Annotated in this window: 25 protein-coding genes; 8 read left to right on the top strand and 17 right to left on the bottom strand. The window is 65.1% G+C overall.

All coding sequences use genetic code 11. From position 1 onward, the window contains the following. Positions 1 to 30 precede the first annotated feature (30 nt). The 9 genes from AB4136_RS02115 to AB4136_RS02075 all read right to left on the bottom strand — a co-directional run bounded on the left by AB4136_RS02115 (position 31) and on the right by AB4136_RS02075 (position 6,708). The gene (locus tag AB4136_RS02115; protein WP_137900332.1) at positions 31 to 1,023 is read right to left on the bottom strand and encodes an adenosine kinase; all 993 of its coding nucleotides are present in this window, start codon (positions 1,021 to 1,023) and stop codon (positions 31 to 33) included. Positions 1,024 to 1,126: 103 nt separating this feature from the next. Next, complete coding sequence (locus AB4136_RS02110; RefSeq protein ID WP_137900333.1) at positions 1,127 to 1,444, bottom strand: hypothetical protein; 318 nt, start codon at positions 1,442 to 1,444, stop codon at positions 1,127 to 1,129. A 190-nt stretch (positions 1,445 to 1,634) separates the two neighbouring features. Next, complete coding sequence (locus tag AB4136_RS02105; protein WP_137900334.1) at positions 1,635 to 2,012, bottom strand: hypothetical protein; 378 nt, start codon at positions 2,010 to 2,012, stop codon at positions 1,635 to 1,637. Between the two features lie 155 nt (positions 2,013 to 2,167). After that, positions 2,168 to 2,974: an isocitrate lyase/PEP mutase family protein gene (locus AB4136_RS02100; protein WP_024923308.1), complete on the bottom strand. Its 807-nt coding sequence runs from the start codon at positions 2,972 to 2,974 to the stop codon at positions 2,168 to 2,170. Between the two features lie 153 nt (positions 2,975 to 3,127). Then, positions 3,128 to 3,787: an HAD family hydrolase gene (locus tag AB4136_RS02095; RefSeq protein WP_024923307.1), complete on the bottom strand. Its 660-nt coding sequence runs from the start codon at positions 3,785 to 3,787 to the stop codon at positions 3,128 to 3,130. Then, positions 3,787 to 4,272 carry a dUTP diphosphatase gene (gene dut / locus AB4136_RS02090; protein ID WP_024923306.1) on the bottom strand — a complete coding sequence of 162 codons (486 nt, stop codon included), beginning with the start codon at positions 4,270 to 4,272 and terminating at the stop codon, positions 3,787 to 3,789. Before dut ends, AB4136_RS02095 begins: the two co-directional genes overlap by 1 nt. Positions 4,273 to 4,379: 107 nt before the next feature. Beyond that, positions 4,380 to 5,606 (bottom strand): MFS transporter, encoded by a 1,227-nt coding sequence (locus AB4136_RS02085; RefSeq protein WP_024923305.1) that lies wholly within the window; start codon positions 5,604 to 5,606, stop codon positions 4,380 to 4,382. Position 5,607: 1 nt separating this feature from the next. Continuing rightward, the gene (locus AB4136_RS02080) at positions 5,608 to 6,150 is read right to left on the bottom strand and encodes a Chromate resistance protein ChrB (protein ID WP_024923304.1); all 543 of its coding nucleotides are present in this window, start codon (positions 6,148 to 6,150) and stop codon (positions 5,608 to 5,610) included. A gap of 87 nt (positions 6,151 to 6,237) precedes the next feature. Next, a complete protein-coding gene (locus AB4136_RS02075) occupies positions 6,238 to 6,708 on the bottom strand; it encodes an Lrp/AsnC family transcriptional regulator (RefSeq protein WP_137900396.1) in 471 nt (156 codons plus the stop codon). 100 nt (positions 6,709 to 6,808) lie between these two features. Between AB4136_RS02075 and AB4136_RS02070 the strand changes: the two genes are divergently transcribed. Both AB4136_RS02070 and AB4136_RS02065 read left to right on the top strand, forming a co-directional pair. Further along, positions 6,809 to 7,030 carry a DUF6356 family protein gene (locus tag AB4136_RS02070; protein WP_024923302.1) on the top strand — a complete coding sequence of 74 codons (222 nt, stop codon included), beginning with the start codon at positions 6,809 to 6,811 and terminating at the stop codon, positions 7,028 to 7,030. A gap of 55 nt (positions 7,031 to 7,085) precedes the next feature. Continuing rightward, positions 7,086 to 7,889, top strand: coding sequence for a class II glutamine amidotransferase (locus tag AB4136_RS02065; RefSeq protein WP_137900335.1), 804 nt, complete (start codon positions 7,086 to 7,088; stop codon positions 7,887 to 7,889). 211 nt (positions 7,890 to 8,100) lie between these two features. On the opposite strand, the gene AB4136_RS02060 is transcribed toward AB4136_RS02065, so the two are convergent. The 3 genes from AB4136_RS02060 to AB4136_RS02050 form a co-directional block, all read right to left on the bottom strand. Continuing rightward, positions 8,101 to 8,490, bottom strand: coding sequence for an SRPBCC domain-containing protein (locus AB4136_RS02060; protein WP_137900336.1), 390 nt, complete (start codon positions 8,488 to 8,490; stop codon positions 8,101 to 8,103). A gap of 239 nt (positions 8,491 to 8,729) precedes the next feature. Beyond that, positions 8,730 to 9,209, bottom strand: coding sequence for an SRPBCC family protein (locus AB4136_RS02055; protein ID WP_137900337.1), 480 nt, complete (start codon positions 9,207 to 9,209; stop codon positions 8,730 to 8,732). Further along, positions 9,206 to 9,517, bottom strand: a complete 312-nt coding sequence (locus tag AB4136_RS02050) for a metalloregulator ArsR/SmtB family transcription factor (protein WP_137900338.1) — start codon at positions 9,515 to 9,517, stop codon at positions 9,206 to 9,208. The genes AB4136_RS02055 and AB4136_RS02050 overlap by 4 nt, the downstream gene beginning before the upstream one ends. 169 nt (positions 9,518 to 9,686) lie before the next feature. Here AB4136_RS02050 and AB4136_RS02045 point away from each other — a divergent pair, with 169 nt between their 5' ends. The 4 genes from AB4136_RS02045 to AB4136_RS02030 all read left to right on the top strand — a co-directional run bounded on the left by AB4136_RS02045 (position 9,687) and on the right by AB4136_RS02030 (position 14,354). Then, complete coding sequence (locus AB4136_RS02045) at positions 9,687 to 10,793, top strand: DNA alkylation repair protein (RefSeq protein WP_137900339.1); 1,107 nt, start codon at positions 9,687 to 9,689, stop codon at positions 10,791 to 10,793. A 68-nt stretch (positions 10,794 to 10,861) separates the two neighbouring features. Then, positions 10,862 to 11,659, top strand: a complete 798-nt coding sequence (locus AB4136_RS02040) for a MerR family transcriptional regulator (RefSeq protein ID WP_137900340.1) — start codon at positions 10,862 to 10,864, stop codon at positions 11,657 to 11,659. A gap of 13 nt (positions 11,660 to 11,672) precedes the next feature. Beyond that, the gene (locus AB4136_RS02035; protein ID WP_137900341.1) at positions 11,673 to 12,587 is read left to right on the top strand and encodes a hypothetical protein; all 915 of its coding nucleotides are present in this window, start codon (positions 11,673 to 11,675) and stop codon (positions 12,585 to 12,587) included. 174 nt (positions 12,588 to 12,761) lie between these two features. Next, a complete protein-coding gene (locus tag AB4136_RS02030; RefSeq protein ID WP_024923294.1) occupies positions 12,762 to 14,354 on the top strand; it encodes a peptide chain release factor 3 in 1,593 nt (530 codons plus the stop codon). 34 nt (positions 14,355 to 14,388) lie between these two features. Here the strand turns inward: AB4136_RS02030 and AB4136_RS02025 are convergent, their stop codons facing one another. Genes AB4136_RS02025 through AB4136_RS02010 form a run of 4 tightly spaced genes read right to left on the bottom strand, consistent with a single transcriptional unit; the run spans position 14,389 to position 17,110 of the window. Next, positions 14,389 to 14,754 carry a helix-turn-helix domain-containing protein gene (locus tag AB4136_RS02025; RefSeq protein ID WP_024923293.1) on the bottom strand — a complete coding sequence of 122 codons (366 nt, stop codon included), beginning with the start codon at positions 14,752 to 14,754 and terminating at the stop codon, positions 14,389 to 14,391. Beyond that, a complete protein-coding gene (locus tag AB4136_RS02020; RefSeq protein WP_024923292.1) occupies positions 14,751 to 15,281 on the bottom strand; it encodes a Smr/MutS family protein in 531 nt (176 codons plus the stop codon). The genes AB4136_RS02025 and AB4136_RS02020 overlap by 4 nt, the downstream gene beginning before the upstream one ends. Next, positions 15,278 to 16,384, bottom strand: coding sequence for a murein transglycosylase A (gene mltA, locus AB4136_RS02015; protein ID WP_024923291.1), 1,107 nt, complete (start codon positions 16,382 to 16,384; stop codon positions 15,278 to 15,280). Before mltA ends, AB4136_RS02020 begins: the two co-directional genes overlap by 4 nt. Before the next feature lie 15 nt (positions 16,385 to 16,399). Further along, complete coding sequence (locus AB4136_RS02010) at positions 16,400 to 17,110, bottom strand: Tim44/TimA family putative adaptor protein (RefSeq protein ID WP_024923290.1); 711 nt, start codon at positions 17,108 to 17,110, stop codon at positions 16,400 to 16,402. A gap of 199 nt (positions 17,111 to 17,309) precedes the next feature. On the opposite strand from AB4136_RS02010, the gene AB4136_RS02005 reads away from it, so the two are divergent. Then, positions 17,310 to 17,792, top strand: coding sequence for an FxsA family protein (locus tag AB4136_RS02005; RefSeq protein WP_024923289.1), 483 nt, complete (start codon positions 17,310 to 17,312; stop codon positions 17,790 to 17,792). A gap of 107 nt (positions 17,793 to 17,899) precedes the next feature. Beyond that, on the top strand, positions 17,900 to 18,388 hold the full coding sequence (gene secB, locus AB4136_RS02000; RefSeq protein ID WP_024923288.1) for a protein-export chaperone SecB: 489 nt from the start codon (positions 17,900 to 17,902) through the stop codon (positions 18,386 to 18,388). A 78-nt stretch (positions 18,389 to 18,466) separates the two neighbouring features. Here the strand turns inward: secB and dnaQ are convergent, their stop codons facing one another. Next, on the bottom strand, positions 18,467 to 19,177 hold the full coding sequence (gene dnaQ / locus AB4136_RS01995) for a DNA polymerase III subunit epsilon (protein ID WP_024923287.1): 711 nt from the start codon (positions 19,175 to 19,177) through the stop codon (positions 18,467 to 18,469). Positions 19,178 to 19,191: the final 14 nt, after the last annotated feature.

Here is a 19,191-nt window from a genome sequence, read left to right as displayed (position 1 = left end):
CTTCTCCCGCATGGGAAAAGGAAAAAGACGCTACAGCAATCCGGCCTGCTCGGCCTCGCGCTTGAGGTTCTGGCGCGGACGCGGGCCGATCTGCTGGATGACTAGGCCGGCCGCCAGCGAACCGAGATCGCCGCAGGTCTTGAGGTCGAGACCCTTGGTGTAACCATGCAGGAAGCCGGCGGCATAAAGGTCGCCGGCGCCGGTGGTGTCGACCAGTTCGTGGATCTTGGTGGCCTCGATGACGAAGGTCTCGTCGCCATGCACGATGACCGACCCCTTCTCGGAGCGGGTGACGGCGGCGATGCGGCAATCCTTGCGGATTTGCGCCAGCGCCTCGTCGAAGGAAGCGGTCTGGTAGAGCGATTTGATCTCGTGGCTGTTGGCGAAGACGATGTCGACCGTGCGCGAACGCATCAGGTCGAGGAACTCGCCACGGTAGCGATCAACGCAGAAACTGTCCGACAGCGACATCGACACCTTGCGGCCGGCGGCGTGGGCGTGGCTCGCGGTCAGCCGGATCGCCTCCTTGGCGCGCGGCGGATCCCACAGATAGCCCTCGAAATAGGTGACGGCCGCGCCGCGGGCCTTGTCGGCCTCGACATCTTCCGGGCCGAGCTCGACGCAGGCGCCGAGATAGGTGTTCATCGACCGCTCGCCGTCGGGTGTGACAAAAATCATCGAACGCGCGGTTGGCGGCGTGCCCTGCAGCGGCCTGGTGTCGAAGGCGACGCCCTGGGCATGGATGTCATGGGTGAAGATTTCGCCCAGATGATCTTGGCTGACCTTGCCGAAATAGGCGGAACGGCCGCCGAAACTGGCGATGCCGGCGGCCGTGTTGCCGGCGCTGCCGCCGGACGCTTCCACGGCCGGGCCCATGCGACGGTAGAGCAGTTCGGCACGCTCAGCGTCGATCAGGTTCATCGCGCCCTTGATGATGCCGTTGTCGGCAAGGAAGGCCTCGTCGCATTGGGCGATGATATCGACAATGGCATTGCCGATGCTCAGCACATCATATTCCGGCATTCAGGTCTCCGCGCGAGGCTGGGTCCAGTCAAATGGCCCAAAACCCTGGCTTTCTGCCATGCCGGCCGCGCGCGGGTCTACAGAAATGGCCGGATTTTGCAAGTTATTGCTGCGGTTGGGGTGGGGTCATGTAGTTAGGAGCGAATGTAACGACAATCTCGCTGCATACATCGGGCGGACAGGGGCGCAGCATGGTGTAAGGAGCGCATTTTTCGATGGCGCGTATGGCGCTCTCTGCGTAGAGCCGAAATGCTTTCCCTTTTTGAGGCTCCCGGACCGTCGGTTTTTCAGCTAACGAGCCATCGGGCTTCAAGCGGACGAGAATTTTCGCCTGAAACAGGATGGTTTCTCCTGAAACCGCGCCCGCCGGTATCGACCAGCAGCTGTCGATCTTCTCCCGCATGGCCACCATGGCGGCCATACTGATCTTCCCGGCAGCCGCCTTGTCGGCGGCTTGGGCAGACACGGTTGGAGCGCACATCAACAGAGTGGCCAGAACGCACCGGGCCGGTGAATGCATGCCTTGGCTTCCCCCTGCACATCAGCGGGTCCTACCGTAGATTGAAACAGGGATTGGGCACAACGGTCGCCTTGCGTGCCGGCAGACCGGCTCAAAACACCGGCGCGAAGTTCAGTTTCAGCTCGCGCCAGCGCTCGTAGGGCAGGCGGGTGCCGGCCATACTGTGAAAAGGCGCGCAGCGCTCCACCGCGCGCACGGCACTGGCGGCGAGCAGCTTCGCTTCCTTCGCCTTGGGCGGGTTCTCGGCCACCGGCTTGGCGGCCAGCGAGCCGTCGCGCTTCAGCCTGACCTTGACCACCACCGAGATGGGTTTCGCACCGGTCATATCAGGCGGCATCCAGCAGGCGGCGATTTCGTTGCGCAGCGCATCGACCAGTGCCGCAAGCTCGCCCTTCTCGTCGGCACGCACCGGCGAGCCGAAACCCGCCAGCACGGCGGCGATAAAAAGAACGCGGATCGCAACATTCATCTCAACAGGAACCCTGGCCGGGCGCGTCATTCGCATCGGCGATGAATTTGGCGCGGGCATCATAGTAGGCGCGAGCGCCAGCCCGCGCAATGAGAGCGGGCCGGCCTGGTTCAACGCCGCGTCGGCACACGTCGCTGAAACGACGTGCCTCGCCGTCAACCCTGTTCCGTCGAGAACAGCTCGTTCAGGCGGCGGAAGGTCATCGTGTTGGCGCGGTTGAAGGTGAAGGAGCCGACATCGAGCAGTTCGCGGCCGGCCCGCTCCAATGCGCTGAAGGCAGCGCAGGCGAGCTGCGAGCCGACCGAAATGCGCTTGGCGCCGGCTTGCGCCAATGCCGGCACGGTGAAGTCGGGCACCGCCAGCACATTGACCGGCCGCGTGACCGCCTGGCAGACGGCGCGCACCGAAGCAACGTCGGCGATACCCGGCGCATAAAGCACGTCGGCGCCGGCCTTCTCATAGGCCTGCAGCCGGCGGATTGTGTCGTCGAGGTCGGCCCGGCCGTGCAAAAAGTTCTCGGCGCGCGCCGTGAAGACGAAGTCGCGTTTCAAGGCCCGCGCGGCCTCGGCCGCCGCCGCCACCCGCTCCACGGCTTGCGAGAAATCGTAGATCGGCTTGTCCGCGTCGCCGGTATGGTCCTCGATCGAGCAACCGGCAAGGCCGGCAGCCTCGGCCGCGAAGATGGTCTCGGCGGCGCTTTCGGCGCTGTCGCCCTTGCCCTTCTCGAGATCGGCCGACACCGGCAGCGCGGTGGCCGCGACGATCTCGCGGCAATGCTGGATCATCGCCTCGAAGGTGATGCTGCCATCGGGCAGGCCGCGCGAGAAGGCGTGGCCGGCGCTGGTGGTGGCCAGCGCCTTGAAGCCCATGGATGAAAGAAGCTTGGCCGAGCCGACGTCCCACGGGTTGGGAATGACGAACGTCTCGGCGTGCAAATCCCTGAAGGTCTTGCCCTTGTCCATTGAAATATCTCCGGCAATTGTGCGATTGGGCTAATCCTAGCGAGCCCTTCGGGGCCGGGCAAACGAATGCCGTTGGCGCAGGCCCAGGCCGCTCAACACTCCTGCCAAAAGTCGGCGTCGAGGCTTGATCGAACCGTCATGGAAGGCGCGGCGCTAGCGCAGCGGGACCATGCTCGGCAGTTCGCGCATGTCGGCGAACAGGATGCCGCCGGCCTCCCGCAGGCCTTCGGGATCGGAATGGGGGTCGCCGTGATAGGAAAACACCCGCATGCCGGCGGCGATGCCGGCCTTGGTTCCGGCCACCGAATCCTCGATGACGATGCAGTTTTCGGGCGCGACGCCCATTTCCCTCGCCGCATGTAGGAAAAGGTCGGGGAAGGGTTTCGAGCGGCCGACCATGGTGGCGCTGTACATGGCGTGTTCGAACAAAGGCAGAAGCCCGGTTACGCCGAGCGTGATGTGCATCTTGGAAACGCGCGCCGAGGAGGCAACGCAATAGGGAATGCCGGCGGCGCGCACGGCGTCGATGACGTCGCGCACATGCGGGATCTCGTCGACGCCCTTGGCGAACAGCTCCGGCAGGCCGATGTTCCAGCGGTCGGCGAAATCCTCGCCGAGGTCGATACCGGCCGTTTCAAGGATCTCGTTGCGTACCGAGACCATCGAACGGCCGGAAAAATGCTTGCGGCAATAGTCGAAATCGGCGGGATAACCGGCCTCGGTCAGCCAGACGGCCAGCCGCTCATTGGCCATGTTCTCGGTGTCGACCAGAATGCCGTCGCAATCGAAGATGACCAGTTCCGGCAACGTCATCAAGCCGTTCCGGTCGACCCGAAACCGCCGCCGCCGCGTGTCGTGCCGCCGGCGAGGCTGCGTTCCTCGGCCCGCACCTGGACAACGGGCGCGAAGACGATCTGGGCGACGCGCATGCCGCGCTCGACATAAAATTCCTCGTCGCCATGGTTGATCAGCAGCACCTTGACCTCGCCGCGATAGTCGCTGTCGACGGTTCCCGGTGTGTTGAGGCAGGTGATGCCGTGCTTCAGCGCGAGGCCGGAGCGGGGCCGCACCTGGCCTTCCAGACCCTCGGGGATTTCCATGACCAGCCCGGTCGGCACCAGCACGCGCCTGCCGGGCAGGATGAGCAGCGGCCGGTCTTCGGGAACGGCGGCGCGCAGGTCCATGCCAGCGGCGCCGGTGCTTTCATAGGCTGGAAGCTCCAGCCCCTCGCCATGCGGCAGGCGGACGAAACCGACCGTCGGGCCAAGGACGGGTGAAGTTTTCGATGTCGGGTGCATGGCGCGATCCTATCGGCCCGACCGCGTGCCAAGTCAACCGCCCACCGGGGTTTCAACGGGATTCTTTGGTGGCGGGAAGCGGTCTGCCACGGCGGTTGAAAAGCCAGCTAACCGGCTTTCGCCGACAGGCGGCGGCGCATGGATAAAAGCGCGATCAGGGTGAGCAATGCAAAGGCCGCGCCGGCAAGGAAGGTGGCCTGGGGTCCGAACTGATCCCATAGGGCGCCGGCGACGACACTCGCGACCAGCAAGGCGAGACCGGTGACGAGGTTGAACATGCCGAAAGCTGTTCCACGCAATTCCGCCGGGGCGGCATCGGCGACCAGGGTCGCCAGCAGGCCTTGCGTGAAACCCATATGCAGCCCCCATAGAAGAACGCCGGCCGCGAGCCCTGCCACGTTGGGCAGGAACGCCAGTGCGAGGTCAGCCACTATGAGCAATACCAGGCCGAGGCCAAGCAGGGTCGGGCGGTCCATGCGATCGGCAAGCACGCCGACGGGATAGGCGGAAAGCGAATAAGCAAGGTTCATGACCACCAGGACGATCGGCACCAGAGCCAGCGGCAGGCCGATCGACTGGGCCCGCAGGATCAGGAACGCCTCGCTGAAGCGGGCGAGGGTGAAGATCGCGGCCACTGCCACCACCCACCAGAAGGCCGGACCGAGGCGCTTGAGTTCGTCGCGCCGCAACGGCATGCGCACCCGGCGCTGCCCCTCGACGCGCTTCGGCTCCTTGACGGCGACAATGATGAGGGCAACGGCGACGAAGGCCGGGATGACGGCGATCCAGAACACCGCCTGGAAATGATTGGCGGTCAGCCACATCAAAACGATCGCCAGCAACGGCCCGACAAAGGCGCCGACAGTGTCGAGCGACTGGCGCAGCCCGAAGCCGGCGCCGCGCTGTTCGGGCGGCGTGATGTCGGCGATCAGCGCATCGCGCGGCGCGCCGCGAATGCCCTTGCCGACGCGGTCGATGAAACGCGCGGTTACCAGCCAGCCGATCGACGGCGCCAGCGGGAAGATGGGCTTGGTTATCGCCGCAAGACCATAACCCAGCGCCGCCAGCAGCTTGCGCTTGCCGAGCCAGTCGCTGAGCGCGCCGGAGAAAATCTTGGTGATCGACGCCGTCGCCTCGGCGATGCCTTCGATGATGCCGACGGCAAGCGTCGAGGTGCCGAGCACCGCCACCATATAGACCGGCAGCAAGGCGTGGATCATCTCCGAGGAGATGTCCATGAACATGGAGACGAAACCGAGCGCCCAGACGCCCGCCGGGAGCCCGCGGCGAGCCCCGTCCGCCCGATCTTTGCCGGTGCCCTGCTGGCCGCCCATCTCAGCGGTTCTCGTCATGCGCATCGAAGACGCGCCGGGCATATCCGTCCAGCAGGGCCTCGCAGGCGCGCAAGCGCTGTTCTGCCTCCCCGGCGAGCGTCGCCTGGTAAAAATCGAGCTTCCTGATCTTCTCAAGCCAGCCCTGCAATTTCTTGAGGTCGGTGTCCTCCTCCTCAAGCTCGGCATAGGTGAATTTGTTGATCGCGATCTCCTTGGCGATCTCGGCTTCGAAATCGGCGCAGCGGCCGAGGAACTCGCGATACTGGTCGTCGCGGTCGGCGCGGAAGCGCTGCACCACCCGTTCCTCCTGCGCGCGGTCGAGCGCGACGGTTTCCAGGATGACGGATTCGCCGGCCATTTCGAGAATGTCGTTCTCGATCATCTTCAGCCGGCGCACATGGTCGTCGGTCTTGGGCAGAAGGCAGACACCGTTCTGCAGATAGACCGCACCCATGCCCTTGAGGCGCCGCCACAGCGCGATGCGTTTGGCGGCGGGTTCCGGCGGTACCTTGTAGGTGAGGAGAAGCCAGGACAATGATACCATGGTTGTGCCTCAATGTTACGGTTGTAACATATGAGCTCAAACCGCTGTTGTCCAGAACGTCATCGGGCACCGCTGTCCGGCGATTGCCTACCGAACCTCCACCGGCACCACCGTCGTCTCCTTGATTTCCTCCATGACGAAGGAGGCCGAGACGTCGGACAGCGGCACCTTGGCGATCAGGCGCTGGTAGAGCCGGTCATAGGCCTTCACATCGGCGACGCGGGCGCGCAACACGTAATCGAGATCGCCCGACATGCGGTAGACGCCGGTGATCTCGGGAAAGGAAGTGACCGCGGCGCGGAACTTCGCCAGCCAGTCCGGGTCGTGGCTGGAGGTGCGCACGATGATGAACACCGACAAGCCGAGGCCGAGCTTGTCGGCATCGACCAGGGCGACGCGGCCGATGATGAAACGCTCGTCGTCCAGCCGTTTCACCCGGCGCCAGCAGGCGTTGCGCGACAGGCCGACGCGCTCGGAAAGCTGGTCCACCGACAAGGTGCCGTCGCGTTGCAGCTCGGCGAGGATTCGCCGGTCTATCGTATCGAGTTCATGCTCCATCTTGGGATGTTTGTCCCAATCATGACCCTGAAACAAGGACAATTTGGGACTCTCGTTCCGTCAAAGCGTGGAACCATGGCGGCAGAAATGGGAGAATCACATGACCGCGCGCATCGCCCGCCTGTTCACCGACCATCCACACTCGGTCGACGAAACCTATTTTGAGCACATGCGCTTTGCCGGCTGGTTCGCCGGCAAGCTGTTCCTGGCCGGCTCGGCCGCGCTCATTCACGCTTTCTTACCCTTCCTGTTCGAGACTACGGCGAGCAGGACCATCCGCCAGCTCTACGAGCGCACCCACAACCGGCGGCCGCAGGCGTAACCCTGCCGGAGGCTTCGAGCCTCCCGAACCTGGCGCCTGAAGGACGCTGAGCAGAATGTGCCGATGGGCGGCCTATCTCGGTGAGGAAGTCTTCCTGGAAGACATCGTCACCGCGCCATGCCATTCGCTGATCGCACAGAGCCATTGCGCGCAGGAGGCCAAGTCGCCGACCAATGGCGACGGTTTCGGGCTTGCCTGGTATGGCGGCCGCGCCGAGCCCGGCCTCTATCGCGACATCCTGCCGGCCTGGTCGGATCCGAACCTGAAAAGCCTGTGCCGGCAGATCCGCTCCGGCCTGTTCCTGGCGCATGTGCGGGCCTCGACCGGCGGCGCCACCAGCCGCGCCAACTGCCATCCCTTCGTGTCGGGCCGCTGGGCGTTCATGCACAACGGCCAGATCGGCGGCTTCGAGCGCATCCGCCGCGCCCTGGAGGCGACGCTGCCCGACGCGCTCTACGACCAGCTCGAGGGCACCACCGATTCCGAGCTGTTTTTCCTCCTGATGATCGACGAGGGGCTGGACGACGACCCGCAAGGGGCGCTCGAACGCGCGACCGCCCGGGTGGTCTCGGCGGCGCGGCATGCCGGCATCGACCCGGCGCTGAAACTCACCGCCGCTTTTTCCGACGGCGAGACGCTGTTTGCGGTGCGCTACGCCACCGACGCGACGGCGCCGACGCTCTACACCTCGTCGTTTCGCGACGGCACGGGCCGCTGCATCGTCTCCGAGCCCTTTGACCGCGAGAACGCCGAATGGCAGCCGGTGCCGCCATCCAGCTTCGTCGCCATGACCAGGGCCGGTATCGTCATCCGGCCTTTCGCGCCGATTTCGGAAAGACGTCCCGTCGCGGCCGAATGAGGGCAACCGCCCCGTCTTTCGCTCGCCTCCACCATTGGCGCATAGACCTCTCCGGCAACCCAACGGGATGGAAGCCGACACTGTCCAGATAGTTTTGGGACGACAGCGGGCGCTTGGCGGAGCATGTCGATCTGGCGCGCCAAGGCGACGACGCGTGAATGGCCTTCGGACTATTGCCGGCGGGCCTAAGTGACGCCGCTCTGGCTGCCGCTCAGTGATGCTTCAGCGCGTGGTTCATCGGCCCCCAGTACATCTTCTGCCAACCGTCTTCGAGCATATGATGGGTAGCCTGGGGATAGCCGTTCTGGTCGAAGACAAGCCTGGTGCCGGTGCCATCGGCCTGCAACTCGAAACGGACGATCGAAAAGATGCCTTCTGGCCAGGTGCGTGAGCGCCAGGTCTGGACGATGCGGCGGTTGGGCACCAGTTCGACGTTTCGGGCTTCGATGTCGCCGCCAAACATCGACACCTCGCCGCCCTCATGCGTCGAGATGTGGGCCGAGCGTCCGCCCGTCATTGCCTGGAAGCGGGCGGAGTTGAGCAGCAGGTCGTAGATGTCCTTCGGCGTGCCTTTGAAATGAACTTCCTGATGGATGGTCATAGCGACCTCCTGGATCGCTGGTGCATGACCAAAAACCGGGATCGATTCTCCGAACGGGTCGTGCACAACTCGAGGTCCACAGTGCCCCTTGAGCGTCCGAAGGGACGCGCGGCGCTGTGGAGCGGCGTCGAATGATCGACGCCTTTGCGGATATTATCCGCCTGTCGGTTATGGCGGTCAACGACAACAAACGGCCCGCAAACGATGGCGGGCCGTTTGTTCGCAAAGTTCGGATCGTGTCAGGCCGTAGCGTCGAGCACAGTGCCGAAGCCCTGGAGGATGCCGCCCCAACCGCCCTCGGAATCGAGCATCACGGCCGTTTCCTCGGCCTTCGGGCCCATGTTTTCAAGCAGCCGGTGTTCGAGATCGACGCGGGTTCCGCCGCCGGCGAGGGGAACGAACCTGACCTCGACTTCGGTGAGGAGATCGGGATCGAATTTCCAGTCCGTGCCGATACGCCATGCCAGGACGATGCGCTGCGGCGGCTCCCAGGCAATCACATCGCCCCATGGGCATTCGCTGCCGTCTTCGCCGGTCTCGTACCAGCGCCCGCCGGCACGAGGCTCGATGATCGCCGTTTTGAGCGGGACGGTGCCGATGCTGTGGGTCTTTGGCCACCAGCTCGAAAAGCCCGATGTGAAGACCTCGAAAGCCCGCGCCGGGCTTGCCTTGACGGTGACCGAGCGGCGCACCGGCGACGGTGAAATCGTGGCTGTCATGTCTGGTCCTCCATTTCCGCCTTGAGCTTGAATTCGTCGAGCGCGTCGCCCCAGAGCTGGTCGAGCCAGGCCCGCATGCGGCCGAGACCGGCCGGGTCGATGTGATAGATGTTGCGCGCGCCCTGGGGTTGCATGCGCACCAGCCGCGCCTCCTTGAGCACCTTGAGATGCTGCGACACCGCCGATTGCGACACCGGCAGCGTGCGCGTGATCTCGGCCACCGAGCAAGGCCGCTGCGCCACCCTTTCGAAGATGGTTCGCCGGGTAGGATCGGCCAGGGCGGCTATCTGCGCATAATCATAAGTCATCACTAATCATAAGCACAAACTGATGATTGGTCAAGAATGATGCAGGTCTCGTCGTTTTGTGCTGTAGAGCCGCGCGCCGGCCAAGGCTCCTGACAGTCCGTTGACAGCAGGCTGGTGTAGCGTGCCGCCACGATTCGTCAGGGCTGACGAGGCAGAACAGGATGAGCATATGGACAACACCGCAACTCAGGCCGCGCCGGCGCTGAAGGAGATTTTCGACCGCGCGCGGCTCGGCCATTTCGCCGCGGAGACGGCGGCCATTTCTCCCGGTTTCGACGCTGGACGTTTCCTGGCGCTCGCCACCGACAATCTCGACGCGCTCGGCATCATGCAGCGGCTGCGCCAGACGGCGGTGAGTTTCCATGCCACCTTGCCCGGCGCCTATGGCGAGGCGCTCGAGGTGTTGACCGCGCTGGCGCCGCGCATCAATCACGGCTTCGCCTCGATCGTGCTGCCGGAATTCGTCGCACTCTACGGGCAGGACCATTTCGACCTGTCGATGTGGGCGCTGCATCTGTTCACCCGCTACGGCTCGGCTGAATTCGCCATCCGCCATTTCCTCGCCCGCGACTTCGAACGCACGCTTGCTGTCATGGTTGGCTGGGCCGAGGACGACAACGAGCATGTGCGGCGCCTGGCCAGCGAAGGTTCGCGCCCGCGCCTGCCATGGTCGTTCAATCTCAAGAACCTGATCGCCGACCCGGCGCCGACCGCGCCGATCCTGGAGGCGCTGAACAGCGACCCCAGCCTCTATGTGCGCAAGTCGGTGGCCAACCACCTCAACGACATCACCAAGGACAATCCTGACCGGGTGATCGCGCAGGTCTCGGCCTGGGAGATGGGCAACGCTCACACCGCCTGGATCGTCAGGCACGCTCTGCGCACCATGATCAAGAAGGGCGAGCCGCGCGCGCTGGCGCTGATCGGCACCACCGGCAAGCCCGAGGTTCAAATCGGCCATTTTTCAGTGACGCCAGCGGCAATCCGTCTCGGCGAGCGCATCCAGCTCGATGCGCGCCTCGTCTCCAGCGCCGCGACGGAGCAGAAACTCGTGGTCGACTATGCCGTCCATTATGTGAAGAAGGCCGGCACGGCATCGAAGAAGGTGTTCAAGCTGAAGGAGATCGCGCTGGCGCCCGGCGCCGGCGCCGAATTTTCGATCGGCCAGACCGTGCGCGATTTCACCACCCGCAAGCACCATGCCGGTCATCACCGCGTCGAGCTGATCGTCAATGGCGAGACGCTGGCAGCAAGCGGCTTCGATCTCGCGCTCTGACCGACGGTCGAAAAACACCCGCGATGAGCGCTTGACCTCGCCCTTGGGGCAGGCCTTAGACAGGCGCCATGACCCGTCCCCATCTGCTTGCCGGCCGCTTCGGCGCCGCCACCCGGCTCTCGCCCAAGGCGCTCAGGCTCTATGCCGAGCAGGGCCTGCTGGTGCCTGCCCATGTCGACCCGCAGACCGGCTACCGCTACTACGCGCCGGAGCAGGCGCCGCGTGCCCGGCTGATCGCCCGCTTGCGCGAGCTCGGCCTGCCGGTGGCGCGCGTCGCGGCCCTGCTCGACCTTTCACCACAGGCGCGCGGGGTGGAGTTGCGGACCTGGCTGGAGGCACAGGGCGAACGCCTTGCCGGTCACGCCGAACTGGTCGAGGCGATGGTGCGCCAGGCCGATTTCGGGGGACCGGCACTCTCGATCGCGCTGCGTGACGTTCCCGCCACCAAGATCGTCAGCCGAAGGCGGCTGGTGACGGTGGCCGATCTCGACGCCTATATGGCGCAGGCGGAGCCCGACATCCGCGCGCATCTTGCCGCTTCTGGCCTCGCCCATGACGGGCCGATGAGCGTGCACCATCACGATTTCACCACCCGCGACAGCGAAGGCTGGGTGGAGGTCGCGATCGCCTGCGAAGGCCCGGTCGAACCGGTCGGCGACCTGCATGTCCGGCTGCTGTCGGCACGGCGCGAGGCGTTCGTGCCGGTGCCGGCGGGCCATGAGGACTTCCCGCTGGTGCTCGCAGTCTACGACGCGCTCGAAGCGTGGATCGAACGCAACGGTCTCGCCGCCGCCGACAGCCCGTCCGAGACCTATCCCGGCAGCGATGGCGCGCGCTTCGACATCGCCTATCCAATCAGTTCCTGAGGAAACCCAACGCATGCATGTCAACTATGTCGGCTCCGGCCCATATTGCTACGCCAACTCCTTCGCCATGATGTTCGGCAATGCGGCGCCCTCCGTCGCCGTGATCGAATTCGCCACGTCGAGCCCGTTCGGCATGCAATTGATCGGCGGCAAGTTGCCTCTGTTCGACCCCTATGGCTGGGATCCCGAACAAGGTTTCGACGACACGCTCGATGCGCTGGGCTGGGCATCCGACCTCTCAGGCCGCGGCACGGCCGACGACGCGCTTGCCCGGTTGAAGGCGGCGCTCGTCAATGGTCCTGCCTGGGTCGGTCCGCTCGAGATGGGGCATCTGCACCACCAGCCGGGCATGCGCGGCCCGATCGAGGCAGACCACTATGTCGTGATGCTGGAGGTCGATGGGGAACGCGTGCTGATGCACGATCCGCAGGGCTATCCTTATGCGACCCTGCCGCTGGCCGATTTCATGACCGCCTGGGCGGCGAAGACGCTGAGTTATGGCACGCCTTATGCGATGCGGACGGCGTTCCGGCGCGTCGCCGAACGCAGCGAGCTCGAGATGATCGAGGCGTCGCTGCCGGCGGCAAAACGCTGGCTTGCCATGGAAGGTGTGTCCGGCATGCCAGAGGGCAGCCTCAGCAACGGCGCGGCGGCGGAACGGCTGGCCGGCATGATCGAAGCGGGCTGCGACGACGGCCTGCGCAGCCACATGATCCACTTCGCCATCCGCGTCGGCGCCCGCCGCGCCAACGACGCCGCGACTTGCCTTGCGCGTATCGGCCGCACGGAGGCGGCAGCGATCGCCGCCGGGCAAGCCCGCCTCATCGGCTCGCTGCAGCACCCACTGGTGGTCGGCGACGACAAGACGGCGGCCACGCAATTGCTGAAGCTGGCGCCGACCTATGAGCGGCTGCGCGCGGTCCTCTAGAACGCCGCGCGTCCTTTTGGACGCGCAAAGGACGCTCTGACATTTTGAGTCGGCGCATGACCCTTTCCGAAGATCGATTCCGATTTTCTGGGTCATGCGCTGGCCGCCGTTTCCGTTCGACAGGCGGGTTTGTCGCTGGTAGAAGCCGGCGCAACGAACGGAATTCCTGAAAAAATGACCGAAACCATCGAAAAGGCGGTGGCCCGCCGCCGCACCTTCGCGATCATCGCGCACCCGGACGCCGGCAAGACCACGCTGACTGAAAAGCTGCTTTTGTTCGGCGGCGCCATCCAGCTGGCCGGTGAGGTCAAGGCGAAGAAGGACCGTATCCAGACCCGCTCGGACTGGATGAAGATCGAGCGCGAGCGCGGCATCTCCGTCGTCACCTCGGTGATGACCTTCGAATATGGCGACAACGTCTTCAACCTGCTCGACACGCCCGGCCACGAGGACTTCGCCGACGACACCTACCGTACGCTTTCGGCGGTGGATTCGGCGGTCATGGTGATCGACGCCGCCAAGGGTATCGAGCCGCGCACGCTGAAGCTGTTCGAGGTGTGCCGCCTGCGCGACATCCCGATCATCACCTTCGTCAACAAGATGGACCGCGAAGCGCGCGACACGTTCGAGATCCTGGACGAGATCGAGCAGAAGCTGGCGCTCGACACCGCGCCCATCACCTGGCCCATCGGCCAGGGCAAGACCTTCGCCGGCACCTATCACCTGGCCGAGAACGCGGTGCGCCGCAACGACGAGGAAGAAGAGCGCACGCCCGTGCACGGCCCGGATTCCAACCGCGCCGCCGGCCTGTTGCCCGACAATGACCGCCCGGCCTTCATCGAGGAGCTGGAGCTGGCGCGCGAGGCCTGCCGGCCGTTCGACCTGGAAGCCTTCCGCCAGGGCCACCTGACCCCGGTCTATTTCGGCTCGGCGCTGCGCAATTTCGGCGTACGCGACCTGATCGAGGCGCTCGGCGCTTTCGGCCCGGCGCCGCGCGCGCAGGAGGCCGACACCCGCAAGGTCGAGGCGACGGAAGAGAAGATGACCTCCTTCGTCTTCAAGATCCAGGCCAACATGGACCCCAACCACCGCGACCGTATCGCTTTCGTGCGCGTCTGCTCGGGCGAGCTCAAGCGCGGCATGAAGGCCAAGCTCGTGCGCACCGGCAAGCCGATGTCGCTGTCGGCGCCGCAGTTCTTCTTCGCCCGCTCGCGCATAACCGCCGACGAGGCCTATGCCGGCGACGTCGTCGGCATCCCCAACCACGGCACGCTGCGCATCGGCGACACGCTGACCGAGGGCGAGGACATATTGTTCCGCGGCGTGCCGAACTTCGCGCCGGAAATCCTGCGTCGCGTTCGCCTCGGCGACGCCATGAAGGCGAAGAAGCTGAAAGAAGCGCTGCAGCAGATGGCCGAGGAAGGCGTCGTGCAGCTGTTCCAGCCCGAAGACGGCTCACCGGCCATCGTCGGCGTGGTCGGCGCGCTGCAGATCGACGTTCTGAAGGAACGTCTCAACGTCGAATATTCGCTGCCGGTCGATTTCGAGATGTCGCGTTTCTCGATCTGCCGCTGGATCGACGCCGACGACAAGCTCGACCTGACGCGCTTCGTCGAAGCGCATCGCGGCGACATTGCCCGCGATCTCGACAACGACCCGGTGTTCCTCGCCCAGCACGAATTCTCGCTGAACTACGAGGCCGAGCGCTGGAAAGCGATCCGCTTCGCCGCGATCAAGGACTATCAGGTGCGCGACAAGGCGGCGTAGCGTTTACCTTCCCCATGTGGGGAAGGGTAAGTGATCATCTTTTTCCCGCCATGTCCCGCACCAGCGCGGTGACGCGCCCGATATCGGCGTCGTTCATCTTGCCGATACGGTCAGCCAGCAGATTGGCGAGCTCGGTGGCGGCGGGGGAAAGGCCCGACGTGTCGATCCTGACCTTGGGGTGCGAGCTTTCGGCCAGCCGCTGCAAATCCTCGGCATCGTCCCAGATGATGTTGAAATAGCCGATGATCTTCTGGATCAGCGTCCAGCTCGGCACGCCGCGCTTGCCGTGTTCGAGCGCCGACAGATAGGCAGCGCTCACCCCGATCGCCGCCGCCATGTTCTTCTGGCTGACGCCGCGTTCCTCGCGCAGCACGCGAATGCGCTCGCCGAGCGGGGTCATGCCCGCGCCCGCCGCAGGCGCACGTAAAGCGCGCCGCCGCCGCCGTGATGGCGGGCGGCATGATCATGGCTGGAAACCAGCGGCCGAAAGGCGGGTGTCGACAGCCAGGCCGGCACGGAACGGCGCAACACGCCGTCGCCGCCGGACGAAGAACCCTTGCCGGTGATGACCAGCACATAACGCACGCCGCCGGCATGGGCGCGGTGCAGGAAGGAGAACAGCAGCGCGTAGGCTTCGTCCTGCGTCATGCCGTGCAGGTCGACACGACCCTCGATCGGCAAGCGGCCCTTGGACAGCTTGTCCAGCGTCGGCTCGTCCAGCACATGCCGCACCGCCTGAACCTTCGGCTTGGCCGGCGTGGCAATGGTCGTTGCAGCGGGAACCGGTCCGGGCTGCGGTGCCTGTGGCGCGATCAGTTCCGGCAATTCGGGCGTGGCCTTGCCTTTGAGCGGCTTGGCCGAGCGCGCCACCAGGTTCCACAGAACCCGATCCTCTTCCGACAGGGGTTTTTCGGCGCGCCGGCTCATCCCGCCGCCCCGTCGAGCAGGGCGCGCGGCACCAGCGCATAGAAATCGGCCTGGTTGCGCACCACGCCGGCGATCTCGCCGGCGGCGTCGCCGGAACCTGCGAACAGGTCGCCGCGCGCCGGGCCGGTGATGGCGGAGCCGGTGTCCTGCGCGATCATCAACCGGCGGAACGGTCCGTCGCCGAATGCCGTCAGCGTCGGCGCATCAATATAAAAAGGCGTGCCGAATGTGTGCAACAGCCGGTCCACCGCCACCGAGCGGCCGGCGGAAAGCGGCACCTTGGCCGCGGCGACCGGACCAAGCCCGGCATCGTCGACGGCCGCGATGCGGAAGAAGATGAAGGAGCGGTTCTGCCACAGGATTTCGTCGACGCGCTCCGGATGCGCCTTGAACCAGGCGCGGATCGACTGCATCGTCACTTTTTCGAAGGGAATTTCGCCGGCATCGATCAGCACGCGGCCCGGCCCGGTGAAACGCTGGCCGGATTTCGCGGCATAGGTGACACGCAATTGCCGCCCGTCGGTCATGTTGAGGCGGGCGGCGCCCTGCACATGGATGAAGAAGACATCGACCTTGTCGGCGAACCAGGCGATTTCCAACCCCTGGCCGGCCAGCGCACCGCGCTCGATCGTGCCCCGGTCGTGATATTCCACCGGCCCGGCCGCCGTTTGCCGGGCAAAGGCCAGATAAGGGTCCATGCCGGCAGGCCTGTTGGTGTCGTCGATGTCGATCAGGTCGACTGGGCGCGCCAAAAGCGGCCAGCGATGGGTTTCGGTGCGCACCGGCGAGGCTTCCACCACCGGCTCGTAGAAGCCGGTGACGAGACCGCCGCCATCGCCTTCGGCGGCAACATGGACAGGCGCGAAATGGTTTTCGAAGAAAGCGCGGGCCGCGGCCCGGTCCGTCGGCGGCTTCGCGCGCGCCACCTCATAGGCCTGATGGAAAGCGGTGAAATCGATGCCGAGCGCGCCCGTGCGGTAGGGTTTCACCGGTACATGGAATGCCGAACGGCGGAAGGCTTCGAAGGCGGCGAGGTGGTCGTCGTCTGCCCAGCCGGGCAGATCGTCATAGGAGCGCGCCGAAAGGAGGGGCGACAACGGCACCGGCGCGGCTCCGGCTCAGTCTTCTTCCTCGGTGGCGACGAGCTTCCAGTTCGGATCGCGCGAGCGGCTGTCGCGGGCGAACGTCCAGACGTCCTTGACCTCGGCAACCGTCTCCGGGTCGCCGTCGATGACGGTGCCGGCCTTGTCGCGGGTCGCCGAAATCAGCTCGCTGACGATGCGCAGCGTGATGTGCGCTTCCGAACCCTTCATCTCGGCCGAGACGATGTCGGCCTTGTCGATGCCGACGAAGGAGGACTGGATCTTTTCCGACTTGGCCTCGCGGTCGGAAATGGCGGCAACGAAGCCGTCATAGACCTCGCGCGACAACAGGTTCTTCAGCGTTTTGCGGTCGCCGTCGGCATAGGCCATGACGATCATCTCGTAGGCCATCTTGGCGCCGTCGACGAAACCCTTCGGCTCGAAGCTGGTGTCGTTGTCCTTGATGGCGCGCAGGCCCTTGTTGAGGTCGGTGTCCGGCTTGGCGAAAGCATCGATCGCCGCATAGACGTCGGGCGCGGGGGCATCGCCCGGCGCGCGCTTGCGCGGCAGCGAAACGACGTTCTCCTGCGCCTGGGCCGAATCCTTGTCGCGCGAACGCCCGGCCGTATAGGGATCGAAGGGCGGCCGCTCGCTGCCGGTGCGGCGGCCCAGCACGTTACGCAGCTGGAAAAAGATCACGATCGCCGCAACCAGGAAGAAAATCGTGCCGAAGTCGAAAAATGCCATGTCTTGCGCCAATCAATCCTCGAAGTGGCCAATCTACTCAACCGGCCGCGCCTCCATTTCGCGACTGATCGTCAAACTATAAAACCATATAGAACGTGGCGCGCCATCATTCAAACGCAAGCGGCGCATACCTATTTGATATAGTGAACGCCAGCGGCGATTGGTCGCCATGGCTAAACATACAACAAACGGGCGAATTGTGCGTCTTTCCTTTGTTCCTTTCCTCCTGCTGGCGCTGCCGTTGATGGAGATCGCCGGCTTCGTCATCGTCGGCAAGCAGGTCGGCGCGCTGGCCACGGTGGCGCTGGTGCTGGCCTCGACCATGCTAGGCGGCATGCTGCTTAGACGCCAGGGTTTCAGCACCATGGCCACGGCGCGCGCCGAGATCGACGCCGGCCGTGACCCGAGCCGGCCGCTGGCGCATGGCGCCATGACCGTGTTTTCGGCGCTGCTTTTAATGGTGCCGGGCTTCATCACGTCCATCATCGGGCTGGTTTTCCTGCTGCCGCCGGTGCGCGACCTTGCCTGGCGCCTGCTCAAGAGCCGCGTCACCGTGGTCTCGTCCTTCGGTCAGGGCGGCTTCGGCCAGCGTCGTCGCGACAAGACCATCGATCTCGACGCCGAGGACTTTTCGCGCGGCCCCAATGCCGATTCGCCCTGGCGCCGCCTCAAGGACGAATGAGCGGGGCTGATTGAACAGGCGGCAAATCTTGTCTTGGCGCGCCTGCCGTGATAGCCAACGCCCCGATTTCAATTGGGGCCGAGCGGCCCAGCAAGGGGATATGGCTCATGGCCGACAACAATGAAGCGCAGGCTGGCAACGGCAACGGAGCGCAGCCGACGCTGAACGTTCTGGCCCAGTATGTGAAGGACCTTTCGTTCGAAAGCCCCGGCGCGCCGAACTCGCTGCGCGGCCGCGACAAGGCTCCGGGCATCGCCATCAGCGTCAACGTCAACGCCAATCCGCTCTCGGACGCGCAGTTCGACGTGCATCTGACGCTCAACGCCAAGGCCTCCTTCGACAAGGAAGTGCTGTTCAACGTCGAGCTGGTCTATGGCGGCGTCTTCAACATCGCCGGCTTCCCGCAGGAGCACATGCTGCCGATCCTGTTCATCGAATGCCCGCGGCTCCTGTTCCCGTTCGCGCGCCAGATCATCTCGGACGCCACGCGTAATGGCGGCTTCCCGCCGCTGATGCTCGACCCGATCGACTTCGCGCAGATGTTCCAGCAGAAGCTGGCCGAGGATCAGGCCGCTTCCAAGGTGCTGGTCAGCTAATCAGCTGTCGCCAAAGCAGAATTGAAAAACCCGGCCTCGCGCCGGGTTTTTTGTGCCCTCAGGCAGGCTGCCCAAGGTTTACTCGGCGGCCTCGGCCTTGCCGCCGTCGAATTTCAGCCACGGCGCCTTCTCGCCCAGCGTCTTGACCATGCGCTGGTGCGTCTCGCGTTCGGCCTCGGTCAGGCGCGGCGGCAGCGGGACCGGTCGCGGCGCCACCGCCGCCCGTCCGGCACCGCGACGACTGGCCTGCGAAGCGGCATCCAGGCCAAGTGCGGCCTGCTTGCCGCCGATCAGTTCGACATAGACTTCGGCCAGAAGTTCGGAATCGAGCAGCGCCCCGTGCTTGGTGCGGTGGCTGTTGTCGATGCCGTAGCGACGGCACAGCGCATCGAGCGAATTGGGGCCCATGGGATGCTTGCGGCGCGCCAGCGCCAGCGTGTCGACCACGCGCTCGGGCCCGATCGCCGGGTAGCCGAGACGGCCGAATTCGGCGTTGATGAAACCCATGTCGAAGCCGGCATTGTGCGCGACCAGCTTGGCGTCCTCGACGAATTCCAGGAACTCGGCGCAGATTTCGGCGAAGTTCGGCTGCCCGACCAGCTGGGCGGCGCTGATGCCGTGCACCGCCTCGGCTTCGGGATTGATGGCGCGGCCCTGCGGGTTGATGAATTTATGGAAGGTGCGGCCGGTCGGGAACCGGTTGACCAGCTCGACGCCGCCAAGCTCGATGATGCGATCCTCGCGGGCGTCGAGGCCGGTGGTTTCTGTATCGAAGATGATCTCGCGCATCACAGACGCTCCGC

The sequence above is a fragment of the Mesorhizobium sp. 2RAF21 genome (assembly GCF_052115345.1).
GTDB classification, from domain to species: Bacteria; Pseudomonadota; Alphaproteobacteria; order Rhizobiales; family Rhizobiaceae; genus Mesorhizobium; species Mesorhizobium terrae.
Note: the sequence above shows the minus strand (reverse complement) of the source record. Positions and strands in the feature narration are given on the sequence as shown.